The sequence below is a fragment of the Streptomyces sp. NPDC006385 genome (assembly GCF_040612485.1).
Taxonomy (GTDB): domain Bacteria; phylum Actinomycetota; class Actinomycetes; order Streptomycetales; family Streptomycetaceae; genus Streptomyces.
In genome coordinates, this window is the sequence record NZ_JBEXQG010000040.1 from 15,099 (window position 1) to 30,090 (window position 14,992).

Annotated in this window: 14 protein-coding genes and 1 pseudogene; 5 read left to right on the forward strand and 10 right to left on the reverse strand. The window is 71.5% G+C overall.

The window, feature by feature from the left end; all coding sequences use genetic code 11:
• Positions 1-20: 20 nt before the first annotated feature.
• The gene (locus tag ABZ078_RS26975; protein WP_356579279.1) at positions 21-341 is read left to right on the forward strand and encodes a hypothetical protein; all 321 of its coding nucleotides are present in this window, start codon (positions 21-23) and stop codon (positions 339-341) included.
• Positions 342-353: 12 nt separating this feature from the next.
• Positions 354-803 (forward strand): annotated as a pseudogene (locus tag ABZ078_RS26980) (TnsA-like heteromeric transposase endonuclease subunit); the annotation flags it as partial.
• A gap of 349 nt (positions 804-1,152) precedes the next feature.
• On the opposite strand, the gene ABZ078_RS26985 reads toward ABZ078_RS26980, so the two are convergent.
• On the reverse strand, positions 1,153-1,740 hold the full coding sequence (locus ABZ078_RS26985) for a helix-turn-helix domain-containing protein (protein WP_356579281.1): 588 nt from the start codon (positions 1,738-1,740) through the stop codon (positions 1,153-1,155).
• Positions 1,741-1,813: 73 nt separating this feature from the next.
• On the opposite strand from ABZ078_RS26985, the gene ABZ078_RS26990 reads away from it, so the two are divergent.
• Positions 1,814-2,644 carry a class I SAM-dependent methyltransferase gene (locus ABZ078_RS26990; RefSeq protein ID WP_356579283.1) on the forward strand — a complete coding sequence of 277 codons (831 nt, stop codon included), beginning with the start codon at positions 1,814-1,816 and terminating at the stop codon, positions 2,642-2,644.
• A 332-nt stretch (positions 2,645-2,976) separates the two neighbouring features.
• Here the strand turns inward: ABZ078_RS26990 and ABZ078_RS26995 are convergent, their stop codons facing one another.
• Together ABZ078_RS26995 and ABZ078_RS27000 are read right to left on the reverse strand one after the other, a co-directional pair.
• The gene (locus ABZ078_RS26995; RefSeq protein ID WP_356579285.1) at positions 2,977-3,915 is read right to left on the reverse strand and encodes a MerR family transcriptional regulator; all 939 of its coding nucleotides are present in this window, start codon (positions 3,913-3,915) and stop codon (positions 2,977-2,979) included.
• A gap of 417 nt (positions 3,916-4,332) precedes the next feature.
• Positions 4,333-4,677 carry a helix-turn-helix domain-containing protein gene (locus tag ABZ078_RS27000; RefSeq protein WP_356579287.1) on the reverse strand — a complete coding sequence of 115 codons (345 nt, stop codon included), beginning with the start codon at positions 4,675-4,677 and terminating at the stop codon, positions 4,333-4,335.
• A gap of 66 nt (positions 4,678-4,743) precedes the next feature.
• Here ABZ078_RS27000 and ABZ078_RS27005 point away from each other — a divergent pair, with 66 nt between their 5' ends.
• The gene (locus ABZ078_RS27005; RefSeq protein ID WP_356579289.1) at positions 4,744-5,637 is read left to right on the forward strand and encodes an NAD(P)-binding domain-containing protein; all 894 of its coding nucleotides are present in this window, start codon (positions 4,744-4,746) and stop codon (positions 5,635-5,637) included.
• On the opposite strand, the gene ABZ078_RS27010 is transcribed toward ABZ078_RS27005, so the two are convergent.
• Positions 5,606-6,124 carry an HAD domain-containing protein gene (locus ABZ078_RS27010; RefSeq protein WP_356579397.1) on the reverse strand — a complete coding sequence of 173 codons (519 nt, stop codon included), beginning with the start codon at positions 6,122-6,124 and terminating at the stop codon, positions 5,606-5,608. The genes ABZ078_RS27005 and ABZ078_RS27010 overlap by 32 nt on opposite strands.
• 14 nt (positions 6,125-6,138) lie before the next feature.
• On the reverse strand, positions 6,139-6,762 hold the full coding sequence (locus tag ABZ078_RS27015; protein ID WP_356579291.1) for an RraA family protein: 624 nt from the start codon (positions 6,760-6,762) through the stop codon (positions 6,139-6,141).
• Between the two features lie 166 nt (positions 6,763-6,928).
• Between ABZ078_RS27015 and ABZ078_RS27020 the strand changes: the two genes are divergently transcribed.
• Complete coding sequence (locus tag ABZ078_RS27020; protein WP_356579293.1) at positions 6,929-7,771, forward strand: nitroreductase/quinone reductase family protein; 843 nt, start codon at positions 6,929-6,931, stop codon at positions 7,769-7,771.
• 26 nt (positions 7,772-7,797) lie between these two features.
• Here ABZ078_RS27020 and ABZ078_RS27025 read toward each other — a convergent pair whose 3' ends face one another.
• The 5 genes from ABZ078_RS27025 to ABZ078_RS27045 all read right to left on the reverse strand — a co-directional run bounded on the left by ABZ078_RS27025 (position 7,798) and on the right by ABZ078_RS27045 (position 14,849).
• Positions 7,798-9,807 (reverse strand): AAA family ATPase, encoded by a 2,010-nt coding sequence (locus ABZ078_RS27025; RefSeq protein WP_356579295.1) that lies wholly within the window; start codon positions 9,805-9,807, stop codon positions 7,798-7,800.
• A gap of 51 nt (positions 9,808-9,858) precedes the next feature.
• Positions 9,859-10,518 (reverse strand): TetR family transcriptional regulator, encoded by a 660-nt coding sequence (locus ABZ078_RS27030; RefSeq protein ID WP_356579297.1) that lies wholly within the window; start codon positions 10,516-10,518, stop codon positions 9,859-9,861.
• Positions 10,519-10,558: 40 nt separating this feature from the next.
• A complete protein-coding gene (locus ABZ078_RS27035) occupies positions 10,559-11,446 on the reverse strand; it encodes a hypothetical protein (RefSeq protein WP_356579299.1) in 888 nt (295 codons plus the stop codon).
• Between the two features lie 84 nt (positions 11,447-11,530).
• A complete protein-coding gene (locus tag ABZ078_RS27040; RefSeq protein ID WP_356579399.1) occupies positions 11,531-13,576 on the reverse strand; it encodes an aminoglycoside phosphotransferase family protein in 2,046 nt (681 codons plus the stop codon).
• A 400-nt stretch (positions 13,577-13,976) separates the two neighbouring features.
• Complete coding sequence (locus ABZ078_RS27045; protein ID WP_356579301.1) at positions 13,977-14,849, reverse strand: winged helix-turn-helix domain-containing protein; 873 nt, start codon at positions 14,847-14,849, stop codon at positions 13,977-13,979.
• Positions 14,850-14,992: the final 143 nt, after the last annotated feature.

The following is a 14,992-nucleotide window of genomic DNA, read 5'->3' on the forward strand; positions in this document are numbered from 1 at the left end:
GCGTCGTACCGGAGGCCCGGATGGTTGTGCGCGAGGTGTCGGCGGAGGACGTCGAGCTGGAGTACGTCAGTGCGGTCGGCATCCGTGAGCGGGGAGCCTTGGGACACCTGTGGCCGGTCCGGTTCGAGTCCGTACGGCCTGAGCGCCGGTTCCCGGCATTTCGTGGTCAGGGCAACTGGTGCGTCTGGTACTGGTCGGCGACCTGCGGTGGCCATGTGGCCTATGAGTCGTGGCTGGAGCGCGACCACTTGATGCTGCTCGACTTCGATCCGCTGGTGACGGGTATGGCCTCGCAGCCGTTCCGGCTGTCGTGGGCCGGGTCGGACGGGAAAAGGGTGTGACACACGCCGGACTTCTTCGTCCGCCGCGCCGACGGCACGGGCCTGGTGGTGGATGTGCGTCCGGACGAGCGCATTGGACCGGATGACGCCGCCAAGTTCGCCGTGACGGCGGCGGCCTGCCGGTCGGTGGGCTGGGACTTCCTGCGGGTGGGGACGCCGGAGGCGGTGCTGATGGCGAACGTGCGGTGGCTGGCCGGCTACCGGCATCCGCGGGTATACCGCCCGGAGGCCGCTGCCCGCCTGGTGGAGGTGTTCGCCGACGGCGGCGGGCTGCTGGCTGGGGCTCTGCGGGTGGGTGACCAGATCGCGGTGCTGCCGGTGATCTTCCACCTGCTCTGGCGCCGTGTCCTGGCCGTGGATCTTGAGTCCGGATTGTTGTCGGCAGACTCGCGGGTCCGCCTCGCCGTGGTGCGGGAAGGGGGCGGGGATGCCGTCGCGTCCGAGGCTATTGCGAGCGGGTGATCTGGTGCGCTTCGACGGGCGGCTGCATACGGTGGCCGCCCTGGAGGGCACCGAGGTCCGGCTGGTCGACGAGGCACAGTCGCCGAGCGTGGTGATGCTGGCCCATCTGCTGTCCGGCAAGGACTTCGAGGTGGTCACACCGGGTTCGGTGCGGACGGCGGTGCCGGCGGCCGGGGTGCTGGAGGGGCTTCCGGCTTGTCCCCGTGCGGCTGGCGATCCGACTTGCCCGCACCCAGCTCCAGCAGCCGGACCTCGGCCACGTCCAAGTGCTTAGCCTGGGGCAGCTGCGGAGGCCTACCAGATCCGGGGGCAAGGGTGGGCGGGGCGACACGCGACCTGGGCGCTCAGGTCACGACTGGGGCGGTCGCAAGGCGCCGGCGATGACGGTGGTCACCATCTTGCGGATGGCGGCGGTCTGCGGTGGGGCGCTTGTCCGGTCGGCGAACAGCAGGTGCCCGGCCCCGACGAGGGTGGGGGCGAGTGTGTCGATGTCGGCGTCACCGGCCAGACGCCCCGACTCCCGCTCGGCGGTGAGGTATGTGGCGATCATGGCGGTGCCGTGCATGGCGAGTGGGATGCCGGTCAGACCGGCCTCGCGCAGCCGGGCGCGGAGGCCGTCGCGGAAGGTGATGAGCGCGACGATCGCCACCGTGACCGGCCCGAACAGGTCTTGCAGCGCGTCGGCGAGGTTGTCCACCACGCTCCCGGTGCCAGCGGCAGCGCGCAAAGTCGTGGTCCGGCCCTCGATGCCGCGGACGCGGTCGAGGACCAGTTCTGTCAGGAAAGCGTCGAAGTCGGTGAAGTGCCGGTGCAGCACACCCTTGGCGCAGTTCGCCTCCTCCGTGACCGCCCGGCTGGTCAACGCGTCGGGCCCGTCCCGAAGCAGGACGCGCTCGGCGGCTTCGAACAGCTGACCGCGCACGTTGTGGATGTGCACCCCTGACGGCATTGTCTCCCTTTCCGCGCCGCCCCGCCTTATCAAGTGGGCGTCCGCCCATTAGTGTGGGCGCATGCCCACTTTATCGCAGGGACAGCCGGACGAGTCCGGCCCGGAGCCCCACCGCCACCGGCAGACGGCCGAGTCGTTCGGTGTGGATGCCGAACGCTACGACCGCGCCCGACCGCCGTATCCCCAGGCATTGGTGGACAGGATCGTCGCGGCAAGCCCCGGCCGGCACATCCTCGACGTCGGAGCCGGGACCGGCATCGAGGCCCGGCAGTTCCAAGCGGCCGGCTGCACGGTGCTCGGTGTCGAGCCCGACGAGCGGATGGCCGCCTTCGCGCGACGCAGCCGTGTCGAGGTCGAGGTCGCCAGGTTCGAGGACTGGCAGCCGGCCGGGCGGCAGTTCGACGCGGTCATCGCCGGCACCGCCTGGCACTGGGTGGACCCCCTCGCCGGCGCGGCCAAGGCCGCCCAGGTGCTCCGGCCCGGCGGCCGACTCGCCCCCTTCCACCACGTCCCCCAACTCCCGGCCGAGGTGGTCGACGCCCTCGCCGAAACACTCCAACGCGTCGCCCCCGATTCCCCGTTCAACCCCGGCCTGCTGAGAGGATCGGCCGTGGACGCATACCAGCCACTGTTCGCGAAGATCGCCGACGGAATCCGCCAGACCGGCAGCTTCAGCGAGCCGGAACAGTGGCGCTTCGCCTGGGAGCGCACCTACTCCCGAGAGGAGTGGCTCGACCAGCTCCCCACCTTCGGCGGCCTCACCCAACTCCCCGCAGACAAGTTGGCGAAGGTCCTGGACAGCGCCGGGACCGCGATCGACAGGCTCGGCGGCCACGCCACCATGCCCTACACATCCGTCGTGATCACCTCGACACGCTCCAATACGGCCTGACCGCCGCAAACTTCGGGCGTCGCCGGGCGCGAGCAGACTGGTGAGCTCGGCGATGTCCCCGGGGAGGCGGGGAAGAGGACTTGCAAGCGGGGAAGGTTCCCCGACTTCTTGCCGCCGGGCCTCGGCGGGCCCTGCACCTCCGCGCCGACCAGTGGACTTCCGCGATGAGCACCCTGGAGGCGGCTGCCTACGGTTGAGCGGGACATCGACGGTGCCGTGGGCGGGCCCCCGTCCGCGCCGGAGCGCTGCGAGGGTGGTCACCCCGTCGAACGCCCCGAGACCTCGCGGCGTGGTCGAAGCCGCGAGGACCGGGCCGGCCGCCAGGCGCGGGGCTACTGCCCGCTGCGGGCGCGCAAGGCTGCTGTGAACCAGGTGAGCACCGGCGCCAGGCTGGGCGGGACGGGCCATCCGTTGATGACGGCGAGCAGGTGCCAGTAGCGTTCCGCGCGGGGGTCACCGGCGATCTCCAGGCGTGTCAGCAACCAGTGGCGCAGGTCGGCGTCGTCGGCGCGGCTGAAGGTTTGCGCGTAGCGGGCGGTAAGGGCGTCGACGATGGGGGTGGCCTCGGCGGAAGCGGGGGCGATGCCGGCGTCGAGCGCCCGGCCGACGCTGTCGCGAACGGTTTCGGTGAGGTCATGGTGCAGGCCGGTGGCATCGCCGCGGGCGCGCTCGGCTGCCTGGTACTCCGCCATGCGGCGGACGGCGGCGCGGAAGTCGCAGTCCTGGGCAAGCTCGGCGAGTTCCACCCAGGCGTCGACCTGATCGGGTTCGGGGTCATCCGGCAGGTCGGGCATGGCCGAGCGCATCATGTCCACGAACTCGGCATTGGCGTCGAGCCCGCCGAAGGTGTCATCGATGAAGTCGGTGATGAGACGCCGGCGTTCGTCGTCGGAAAGCTTGGCAAGCTTGTGCATCAGGTCCATTTCCTCAGGGGTGGAGCCTCGTCTGGCCACCGCGCGCAGCACCGCACGTCGCAGTCGCAGGGTGCGGATCTGTACCTCCAAGGCGTCGGCGTGTGCGGCCGCGACCTGGGGCACCGAGACCTCCCGGTCCAGCACCTGCCGGATGACGGCAAGGTCGAGCCCAAGGTCACGCAGGGTACGCACCAGGTCCAGACGCGCCGACGCGCCGATGTCATAGAGCCGGTAGCCAGCCGGGCTGCGGTCTGTCGGCGGCACGATCCCGGAGTCGGAGTAGAACCGAATGGTCTTGACCGTCAGCCCGGTACGCCGGGCCAGGTCGCCGATCGTGAAAAGCGTGTCGCCGTCCATGCCTGCAGCCTCGCGTCTCCCCTTACAGGAGACTCAAGAATGCCCGCAAGAACTGCGCCGATCACCACGGCAAGAACGTAGACGGTGAGGCCGGCCGCGAATCCGCCTGGCAGCCAGCCGAGCAGGCCGGCGTTGTCGTGGTCGAGCAGCGGGCGGATTGCCCCTCTGCGCCCCAAGGAGGAAGCAGGCGTCTCCATGGGGCAGGTGCAGCACTACTTCTCCTCAAACGGTTCTCGCCCACGGACGCCCGGCCCCCTCCACACCGGAGCTGCCCGGTACCCACTTTTTTGTGGGTACTTGGCAGCGACCGACGAACATCAGAACCTGGATGCGGGTGATCGACGAGGCACCCGACCGCCGCCGGACCGGATCCACGGCGCAGGCCGGACCCACGCCAGAAGGGGGTGACCACGCAGGTCAGGCCGACCGGCTCTCCGCGAGCCGCTCCAGGCGGCGATGCCCCCAGTCGGAGAGCGGGGCGAGGGCCTCGGCGAGGTCGCGGCCGAAGTCGGTCAGGGAGTACACCGTCTTCAGCGGCAGGACGTCGTAGACCTCCCGGTGCACCAGTCCGTCCGCCTCCATCTCCCGCAACGCCTGGGTCAGCACCTTCTCGCTGAGCCCCGGCAGCCGGCGGCGCAGTTCGGCCGGGCGGTGCGGGCCGTCCTCCAGCCGCCACAGCAGCGACGTCTTCCACTTGCCGTCGATCACGGAGATCGCCGCGGTCACCCCGCACACGTTCGGGTCATGGCGTCGATGCGTCATATCCCCACCCCAACCCACCCCACCCCTTTTGTCAGCAATCAGCGTCACCCTACAGGGAGTTGAGTCATGTCCACTCATGCCGACGAGTCCGCCGTCACCGTCCTCGGTCTCGGTCCGATGGGCCGGGCCCTGGCCGCCGCGTTCCTGGACGCGGGGCTGCGGGTCACCGTCTGGAACCGCACCCCGGGCCGGGACCGGGAGCTCGTCGACCGCGGTGCCACGTCGGCCGCGTCCCCGGCGGAGGCGGTCGCCGCCAGTGCGCTGACGGTGGTGTGCGTGGTGAACTACGACGCCGTCGACGCCGTCCTGCGGCAGGACGCGGTCGCCGCCGCGCTCAAGGGCCGTACGGTCGTCAACCTGACCGCCGACACCCCGCGCCGCGCCCGGGACACGGCCGGTTGGGCGGACGCGCACGGGATCCGGTATCTGGACGGCGCGATCATGACGCCGACGACGACGATCGGCACGCCGGACGCGGTGTTCATCCACAGTGGCTCCGCGGAGCTGTACGGCGAGCACCGGGCGGTCCTCGACGCGCTGGGCGGCGCCCACACCCACCTCGGCGAGGACATCGGCCGGGCCGCCGCGTACGACATCGCCCTGCTCGACATCTTCTGGACCGCGATGGCGGGCTACGCGCACGCCCTGGCCGTGGCGCGCGCCGAGGGCATCACGGCGCGGGAGCTCACCCCCTTCGCGCAGGGCATCGGCGCGATCCTGCCGCCGCTGTTCGAGGAGTTCGCCCGCGACGTCGACGACGCCACCTACTCCGGCGAACTCAACCCGATCACCTCCGGCGCCTCCTCCATGGCCCACATCATCGAGGCCTCCGAGTCCCACGGCATCGAGGCCGCCGTCATGCGCGCGGCCGAGGGGCAGGCCCGCCGCGTCATCGCCCTCGGGCACGGTACGGACGGGATCACGCGGGTCACCGAGCTGCTGGGCCGCCACCTGCGGTGACCCACTCCTCCAGGACGGCGAAGTCCCGGTCGGTGAGGCCGTAGCGGTGGTCGACCCGGTGGAGGAGGGCGGGCGCGGGGTGGTGGCCGGACACCCATGCCTGGTCGGCGTCGGTGATCTCGTCGTCGACCCAGACGAAGGGGCGCCCCGCGGCCCACGCCACGAGGGGCCGCGTCTTCCAGTGCGGGCCACGGCGCCCGAGCCGGGGCTCCTCGTCCTCCTCCGGCCAGTCCACCAGCGGCAGCGGGGGCAGCCCGAGCCAGGGAGCGAGGCACGCGTTCGCGTCGTCCAGCCAGGTCGTGGCCCACACCAGCTCACAGCCGAGCGCGGCGAGAGCGGCCAAGCGGGCGCCGAGGGCGGGGTCGACGCGGGAGAGCAGGGGGTGGGCGACCGCCTCCGGGAGCGGGGAGGCCGCCTCGTACACCGGGTACGGGCGGTCCGCCCCGAACGGGACCACGGTTCCGTCGACGTCCAGGAAGACGAGGATCGGGGGCACGCGGCTCAGCCCTCGAACCCGCCCTCGGCCAGGATCTCGTCGATCCGGGCCCGGTGCGCGGCCTCCCACGCGTCGAGGGACTCGGCCGCCTCTTTGGCCAGCCTGGCCCGCGCCGCCGCGAGGATCTCCTCCCGGCGGGCGGCGGGGACGACCACGACGCCCTCCTCGTCGGCCACCACGACGTCCCCGGCGTCGACCGCCACGCCCCCGCACCGCACCCGCTCGTTCAGCGGCCGTACGGCCGCCTTGGTGCCCGGGATCGGGATGACGCCCCGCGCGAACACCGGGAAGCCCGCCTCCCGCACCTCTGCCAGGTCCCTGATCACCCCGTCGGCGACGAACGCGGCGATTCCGCGACGCCGGGCCACGGCGCAGACGTTCCCGCCGGCCAGGGCGTAGTCGCGATCGCCCGACTCCACCACCACGACCGAGCCGGCCGGCGCCCGGTGGACGGCCGCGTGCAGCATGAGGTTGTCGCCGGGCGGGCACGACACCGTGTACGCCGGGCCCGCGACGCGCGGGACCGGGCCCCAGAGCGGCCGGATGCCGAGGTCCATCACCTGCCCGCGCCCCAGCAGGTCGGCGAGCGTGGTCGTGGGGATCTCCTGGAATTCCGTGGCGGTCGTCATGGGACGGACGGTACCGTCTGCCCCATGACTGCCGGGTCGGCCTTGTGCCGTGAGCGAGTTGGGTGTTGCCCGGCCTCTGATTGAGGTCGCGGCGGCGGGCCAGGAGCCCGCCTCTTTCTCTTCGCCTTCCCTCCGTACGGAAACCAGCGACAGAGAAAGAGAGAGAATGCCCAACGACTTCAATCAACAGGTGATCGACGAGTTCCGCGCCCACAAGGGGCGCGTGGGCGGCTACTTCGAAGGTGCCCGGCTCCTCCTGCTCACCACCACCGGCGCCCGCACCGGCCGCCCGCACACCACCCCCGTCGGCTACCTCCCCGACGGCGGCGACCGCGTCCTGGTCATCGCCTCGGCCGCCGGCGCCGACAAGCACCCGGCGTGGTTCCACAACCTCGTCGCGAACCCCCAGGTCACCGTCGAGAGCGGCGCCTTCACCTACGAGGCGCGAGCGGTCGTGCTCGAAGGCGACGAGCGCGACCGGGCGTTCGCGCGGGCCGTGGAGGCGGACCCGGGCTGGGCGGAGTACCAGGAGAAGACGGACCGGGTGATCCCCGTCGTGGCCCTGCACGAGATCGCCCAGGGTGGCCCGCCGAACATCAACGCCTCCTCCATGGGCGAGGCCATCAAGGTCGTCCACGACGCCTTCCGCCGCGAACTCGCCCTGATACGCGAGGAGATGGGCAACGGCCGCGGTACGACTCTCGGCGCCCAGCTCCGCGTCAACTGCCTGACCTTCTGCGCCGGCCTGCACAACCACCACACCGGCGAGGACCTGGGCATGTTCCCGGTCCTGGCCGACCGCTTCCCGCAGTTCGCGCCCACGCTGGCCCGGCTGGGTGAGGAGCACGAGCGGATCGCCGAGCTCGTCGAGGACCTGCGCCGGGTCGTGTCCGCCGAGGACGCGGATCCGGTTGCCGCCCGCGCCGAGGTGGAGCGCCTGACGGCGGAACTGGAGGCGCATCTGGCGTACGAGGAAGAACAGTTGATCCCCCTCCTGGACGCGGCGTAGCGACGCGCGGGAGGTCGCGCGGTCCCTCACCACGGCAGCGGCCTCCCATGCACCACCTCCAGCCCCGCCACCGCCCGCGTCACCACCACATACAGCCGCTGCAACCCCCGCTCCTCCGCCGCCACGATCGCCGCCGGCTCCACGGCGACGACATGGTCGTACTCCAGCCCCTTCACCACACTGGCCGGCACGACCGCCACCCGCGCCCCCAGGTCGTCCGCGCCCCCCGCCTCGATCCCGGCCGCCCCCAGCGCCTCCCGCACCCGCGCCACGTCCCCGTCGGCGGCGACGACCCCCACGGACCCCTGCCGGGCCAGCGCGTCCCGTACCGCGCCCACGACCGCCCCCGGCAGATCGCCGCCGGCCTCCCGGAACCGCACCTCCCCGCCGCCCCGCAGCGAACGAGCCGCCGGCACCTCCACATCGAGCCGCTCCAGCAGCCGGTTGGCCAGCGACAGCACCGCCCCGGGCACCCGGAACCCCGTCGTGAGCGGTACGACCACCGCGTCCGGCTTCCCCAGATGCCGCAGCACCGTCTCCCACGACCGCGCGGCCCAGGGCGTCGTCCCCTGCGCCAGATCCCCGAGTACGGTCAGCGACCCGAAGGGCGCCCGGCGCGCGATCGCCCGGCACTCCATCGGCGACAGGTCCTGCGCCTCGTCGACGACGACATGGCCGTACCCCTGCGGATGCTCGATGAGCCCGGCCACCTCGTCCAGCAGCACGAGGTCGGCGGCCGACCAGCGTGCCGACTTCCACGACCGGGGCGGCTTCGCCCACAGCAGCGCCTTCTGCTCGTCGGCATCGAGCAGTCCCCGGGCGGACTGCTCCAACAGGGCGGGATCGCTGAGGAGCTGGGTCACGACCTCCTCGGGCCGGACCCGCGGCCACACGGCGTCGACGTACGCCCCGACCGCCCGCGCCCGCGAGATCCTCCGCACCCAGGCGTTGCTCCGCGGACCGGCACGCCGCTCCGCCTGGGCCTGGATGTGCCGTACCACCCGCGTCCGCACCCGCTCCCGCCCGACGGCGTACGGCGGCTCCTCGCCCCGCACCCCCTCCACGATCCGCAGCAGCTCGTCCTCCGGGACCCGCCACCGGTAGGAGCCGTCGGGCACCACGACGGCGTCGGCACCCTCGGCGCCCACCCCCGCGTACAGCGCCCGCCGCAGGACCTGTGCCATCCGCACGTCGTGCTTCAGGCCGGCGGCCCGCTCGTCGTCGGTTCCGGCGACCGGATGCCGGGCGATCTCGTCCCGCAGCGTGCACTGGCGTACACCGGTCTCGCCGAGGGCGGGCAGCACCTGGGAGATGTACGTCAGGAAGGTGCGGTGGGGACCGAGGATCAGCAGGCCGCCGCGCTGGATGCGCTGCGGGTGGGTGTAGAGCAGGTAGGCGGCGCGGTGCAGGCCGACGGCGGTCTTGCCGGTGCCCGGAGCGCCCTGCACACAGACGGAGACGCCGAGGTCGCCCCGTACGAGATCGTCCTGCTCGGGCTGGATGGTGGCCGCGATGTCCCGCATCGGCCCGACACGGGGGCGCTCGATCTCCCGGGCGACGATCTCGCTCGCCCGGGACTCGCCCCGGTCGAGGTGCTCGTCCTCCAGGCCGGTGAGGTCGGCGGAGTCCCCGCGGCTGCCGGGCGCCCAGCCGAACCTTCGCCGTACGGCGACGCCCTGCGGGTCGTGGACGGATGCCTGGTAGAAGGCGCGGGAGGCGGGGGCACGCCAGTCGACGACGAGGGGCGGGTCGGCCGGGTGCTCGTTGATGCGCAGCCGTCCGATGTGCAGCGCCTGCCGCTCTGTGTCGGCGAACTCCAACCGCCCGAAGAACAACGGCCCTTCGGGCAGCTCGCGCATCTCCTTGGCCCGGCTGCGCAACCGGTACCCGAGCACCTCGGCGTCGGCGCCGGAGGCGGAGACGTCCTCGCCGGTGACGACGTGTTCCTGGGCGCCCTCGACGAGGGCGGTGAGGGCGGTGCGGCAGCGGTCGTGGTGGGCGCGTTCCCGGGCGAGCTCACGGTGCAGTGACGTCATTCCATGGAGCGTACCGAAATAACGTAACCGAGTTAAATTTTTTACCCAGCCTCACAAAACCGCCGGCCCCGGCACCCTCGCCTCCAACGCCCCGAACGCCCGCTCGGCCGCCGCCACGGCATCGCGTTTCACCTCGGCCACCCGCTCCCCCGCCGCGATCCGCCGCCAGTTCTCCTGGGCCAGGATCCGCTGCACGGCGACGATCTGCCCGGCGGCCAGCCGCGCGTCGAGATCCCCGCCCAGCGCCTCCGCGAGAGCGGCCTCCGACCGCTCCAGGTGCGCGTACAGGCGGGCGACCAGGGCGGGAGTCCCGTACAGCAGCGCGTGGAAGGCGAGCACCTCGGGATCCTCGTTGAGCCCGGTGATCGGGTCGCACCGCTCCAGTCCGTCGAGAAAGTGCCGCCGCAGCGCCCTCACGGGCGAGGGCCCCTGCCGCACGACCCGCGCGGCCTCGCCCTCGTGGTCGGCGATCCTGTACAGGACGAGATCCTCCTTCGCCGGGAAGTACCGAAAGAGCGTCGGCTTGGAGATCTCGGCGGCGGCGGCCACCTCGGCGACGGAGACGGCGTCGAAGCCCCTCTGAAGGAAGAGGCGGATGGCGGTGTCCGACACGGTCCGGTACATCCGCCGCTTCTTGCGCTCACGCAGCCCGACCTCGCTCGGGGCGCCCGTCTCGTTCGTGCCCGTCTCGTTCGTGCCGGTCTCGCTCATGGCGGTGAGCCTACGCGCGGCCGCGCCGGGAGCGGTGACCTCAGGCAGCCGCCCGCTGCGGCCAGTCCGGTCGCCTCGCCAGCGACCAAAGGTCGTCGAAGTGCTTGATCCACGTGGAAACGGCCGCCTCGGCGGCAGCCGTGCCCTCCCGGGACCACACGTTGAGGTCGGTCCGGTAGCCCTTGGGGTCGTAGAACTCCGGACCCGTCTCGCGCAGCCGCATCCGCGCCGACAGGTCGTACAGACCGTGCAGCACCTGGACGCGGTTGAAGATGCAGATCTTGTCGCGCGGTATGCCGGGATAGCAGCGGTACTCGCACCGAACGGTCAGCCTCCCGGTGGCGGTGAGCCGCCCGGCGAGGTCCGCCAGGATGTCGTCGTACTCCTGACAGCGCCGGATCATGCGCGACCGGAATGCCTCGTCGTCCACCGGACGGCCGTCGTCGCCGACCTTCGAGGGGACGGTCATCGGCTGCCCGAAGTCCGGTACGAGCATCCGCACCGAGACGTGCCGGGTGGGCCCCGGATTGTCGAAGAGGCCCTCCAGGCGGTGGTACAGCTCGTTGTAGAGGGTCTCGCCGGTGTAGCCGAGGAAACTGATCTCCACCCGCCGGGCCTGGAAGGCCTCGCTGACGAAACCGCCGAGCTGGCTCGAGTTCACGAGGGCGCGCGACGGCACCCGCACCGACGAGGACAGCTCCCGGACCGCGTCGTACAGCACGTAGCCGACCAGGCTGAGCAGGGCGCCGCCGAGGAACGCCTTGCCCTGGAGGGCGTCACCGACCGGTTTGACGAACTGCGCGGTCAGCCCGGTGACGAAGATGCCGATCAGCAGGACCCGGGTCACCACCGGCTCGAAACGGTCCTGATGTCGCCTCAGCCACTGCCCGAACCCGCCCTCGGCCGATCCGTTCCCCCGCTCGGGCATCCCCGACTCACCTCCACGTCGCGACGCCCGGCGGACCGTCATATGCCCGTGGACGTACCGCCTTTGGGTGAGGTCATGGTCCCCCTAGGCGAGAGCGCGGGCAAGATAGGGGTTCGCCGTCGGGCGGACGGGGAGCCCGAGGAAGGCGGTGGCCGCGGCCAGGGTCATCGGGTACGAGTCCACCGCCCGGCGCACGTTGGGAGCGTCCATGCTCACGCCGGTGACCAGGCGGTCCAGGTCGACGTAGGCGGACCGCACGGTCTCGATGCCCCGGTAGACCCGCCAGTCCAGTTGCCAGTCCCTGGTGAACTCGCCCGGCAGCCCGCGCTCCCAGCGCCGGAACATGCGGTCCCGGATCTCCGGCCGGGTCGGGGTGAGGTGCATGTGCCGGACCAGGTCGTAGAGGGGGTCGCCGACCACCGCCATCTCCCAGTCGATGATGGTCACCGCCAGGCGGTCGTCCCGGCGCACGAGGTTCCACGGGTTCAGGTCGCCGTGCAGCAGCGAGGGCTTGCGGTGGCCGACCCGGTGGCAGGACAGGATCTGCTCCAGACGCCCCGCGTCGGGGAGCCCCAGGAAGCGGGCCAACTGCTGCGACTCCTTGGGCAAGTCCCTGACCAGCTCCACCAGTTGGCTCATCAGCCACGCGAAGAAGCCGCCTTCCCCGGCGGTCGGGTCGACTTGCTTGTAGTCCACCTGTGTCAGCGCGGAGAGCTGGTCGACGAGCCCGTCCGCCTCGTGCGGGAGCAGACCGTGCACCGGGTGGCTGGGAGGTTTGTCGCGCGATCCGACGTAGGTGTGAATGGCGAACGGGTCGTTCGCGTAGCTCACCCCCAGATCGTTCGCGTAGCTCACCCCCAGCGCGAGCGCTCTCGGCGCCGCCACCTCGACGGGTGCCTCCTCGATCGCGCGGAGCACGGCGTGCTCGCTGAGAAAGCTGGGCTCCCGACGGCAGACGTCGGGCAGCCTGCGCCGCACGACCACGGGGAAGTCGACGCCCGGCACCGTGACGACCGTGTTGAGGTGCGCGGTCCCCTTGAACACCCGGTCCGCCGGGGCGGCACCCTCCACCAGCAGGGCCTTGCGCACGGCCGAGGCGGGAAAGTCGACCCGAGCGCCGAGCCGCCGGTCGGGCCTCCAGGTGAAGGCCTTCCTGACCCAGGCACGGCCGTTGATACCGCCGTGGCTGCGCGATGCCAGCCACCGGAAGAGGGCCCGCTCGATTTCGTGCTTGCCCGGGACGCTCCCCAGGCGCAGCGGTTCCGCCGCCGCCTCCAGAGCGCGGCGCACCTCCGCCGTCGCCTCGTCGAGCCGCTTCTGAGTGAACGGTTCCTCCAGCGACCGCGCGGCGCGCATGACGTCCGGGTAGACCGACTGCGCCCGCTCGAAGGCGACGTACCGGGGCAGGTCCTTGCCCAGCCCGTTGACGGCCGCCGGCCGGATCTCCTGCATGGCCCCGGCCCAGGCGTCGACGACTTCCGCCCACTGGTGGGACGGGTACCGCATGCGCACCAGGTGCGTCGCCAGGTCGTGCAGGGGGTCGCCGTAGGTCGCCAGCTCCCAGTCGACGCAGATCAGGGGCGGGTCACCGGCGTAGGAGACGATCAGGTTGTCCCGGTGCAGGTCCGCGTGCAGCAGGCTGTACGGCCGCCGGGCCATGGCGGGCACCCGCTCGGCGAGCCGGATCAGCGCGTCCTCAGGGATGCCGAGCGCCGCGAACAGCCCACCGAACACCTGCCAATTGGGCTGCCGGATCTGCCGGTCGGCGAGGCGCGCCAGCGTCTGGAGAAACCCCTGGCTGTCCATGTCGTTGCGCGGCCATACCGCCGGCAGGGGCGGTAGCGCGCCCCGGCGCACCTGGGCCATCTGGGCGAGCAGGCCGGCCAGGGCCCTGACGAGCAGGGTGTCCACGGGTTTGCCGTTTCCGCAGACGCTGGACAGCGGCATGCCTTCCACATAGCTGTGGATCGAGAAGCGGTCCCCTTTGTGGAGGCACTCCGGTACGTGGGGCAGGACCCCCCGGATGGCGTCGAGGATCTGCGCCTCGTCGTTCCAGGTCCTGATCACGACGGGCAGCGCGTCGGCGCGTCTGACCCGCACGGTCACGGACGTGCCGGCCTCGCGCCCCATGTGCCAGGCCACGTCTTCCGTGAGCGGCAGCACGTAGTTCCGGTTGTGGTGCCCGCTGCTCGCCTGGCCCTGCGTCTCGGCCTGCGCCACGAACTCCCAGATGACGTCGTCGGGCGTGGCGCGCCCCCCGTGCACGGGACGGGGAAGGGGTGGTGCGCCCACTGGCCGCTCCGGGTGAGGGTGAAACGAGGACGGTATGCCAAACGGTTAACACGTGATGCTCTGCCCCGCACGACATGGCGAGGCGCGAGTGGCCGCTGGGGGTGGTTCGCCACTCTCCTGCACGAAGTCTTCGGGGGCCGCTCGACGTCTGGCTTGTTCGCCATCACATACGCGCGAACGGGAACGGTTGCTCAATCGGTGCGGGCATGCTAGCAGCACGCTGTGGGCAGCCATTCCGCTACTCGGACAGCAGATCCCAGACCGAGTCGAACCACTTCTGCATGCTCTCCACGAACACCGTCCCGGACGAGTTCGGCTCCTCGTCCTTCACGTGGTGCGTGAGCGTGGCCCCGAGACCCAGCACATCGAGCGCGGTGATCTCCTCGCCGGGTTCCAGCTCGATCTTCCGCTCGATGACCTCGTACGGCCCGTGCAGCGCTTCGGCGCCGTTGAACAGGTAGAGCTTGAAGGCGGGGGGCAGCGGCGCCCGGCGGATCTCGACATCCACCGACGGCACCCACCCCTCGGTCTTGAGGGCGCCCAGCGACTCCCGCAGCGACTTCGTGTGGCGCTCCGTGATGTCGTGCAGTCGCTCGCGCAGACGGGTGTCGTCGGGGTCGTCCTTGACGCGCGGATACGGCAGGGTCTTCGTCTCGGCGGGCAGGAGCATGCGCAGACCGATCCGCCGCGGGCTGATGGAGCGGCCGCGGATCCGGTCGGCCTGCTGCTGGATACGCCAGTACAGGGACTCCGATGTCAACGTGTAGACGTCCAGGGTGACTTCGGGCTGCTCGAAGGCCTCGCCGATGAGGGACTCGAGCGTGATGCCCCGGCGCGACCTGGTGGCCTTGGGAGTCGAGGACTGTATGCGCTGGGTCTTGATCACCTTCGAGCCGCTGCCCTGCCGCGATTCGATCCAGCCCTCGTCGACGAGCTCCCGCAGGGCCCGCTGGACGGTGTCCCGGGAGACTCCGAACTCCTCGGCCAGGTCGCGCTGGGACGGCAGGAAGGAGCCCAGCGTGTAGGGGCCGTCGGTCATTCGGGCGCGCAACTCGTGGGCGACCCGCTGGAACTCCCTGATGCCGCCGTCGCCGCTCTGCTGTGCCTCCACGTGTGGACCGTACCGCTTTCCGTCCACCGGCAAACCAGCCGCCGGTCAACCCGCCTGCCATTCAGGCCAGTTGGTTAGGGGATCTCTACGGCAGGGCAGACCAGTCACAGGCCAAGCCGTCCAATTGGACGGATGGTTGCGGA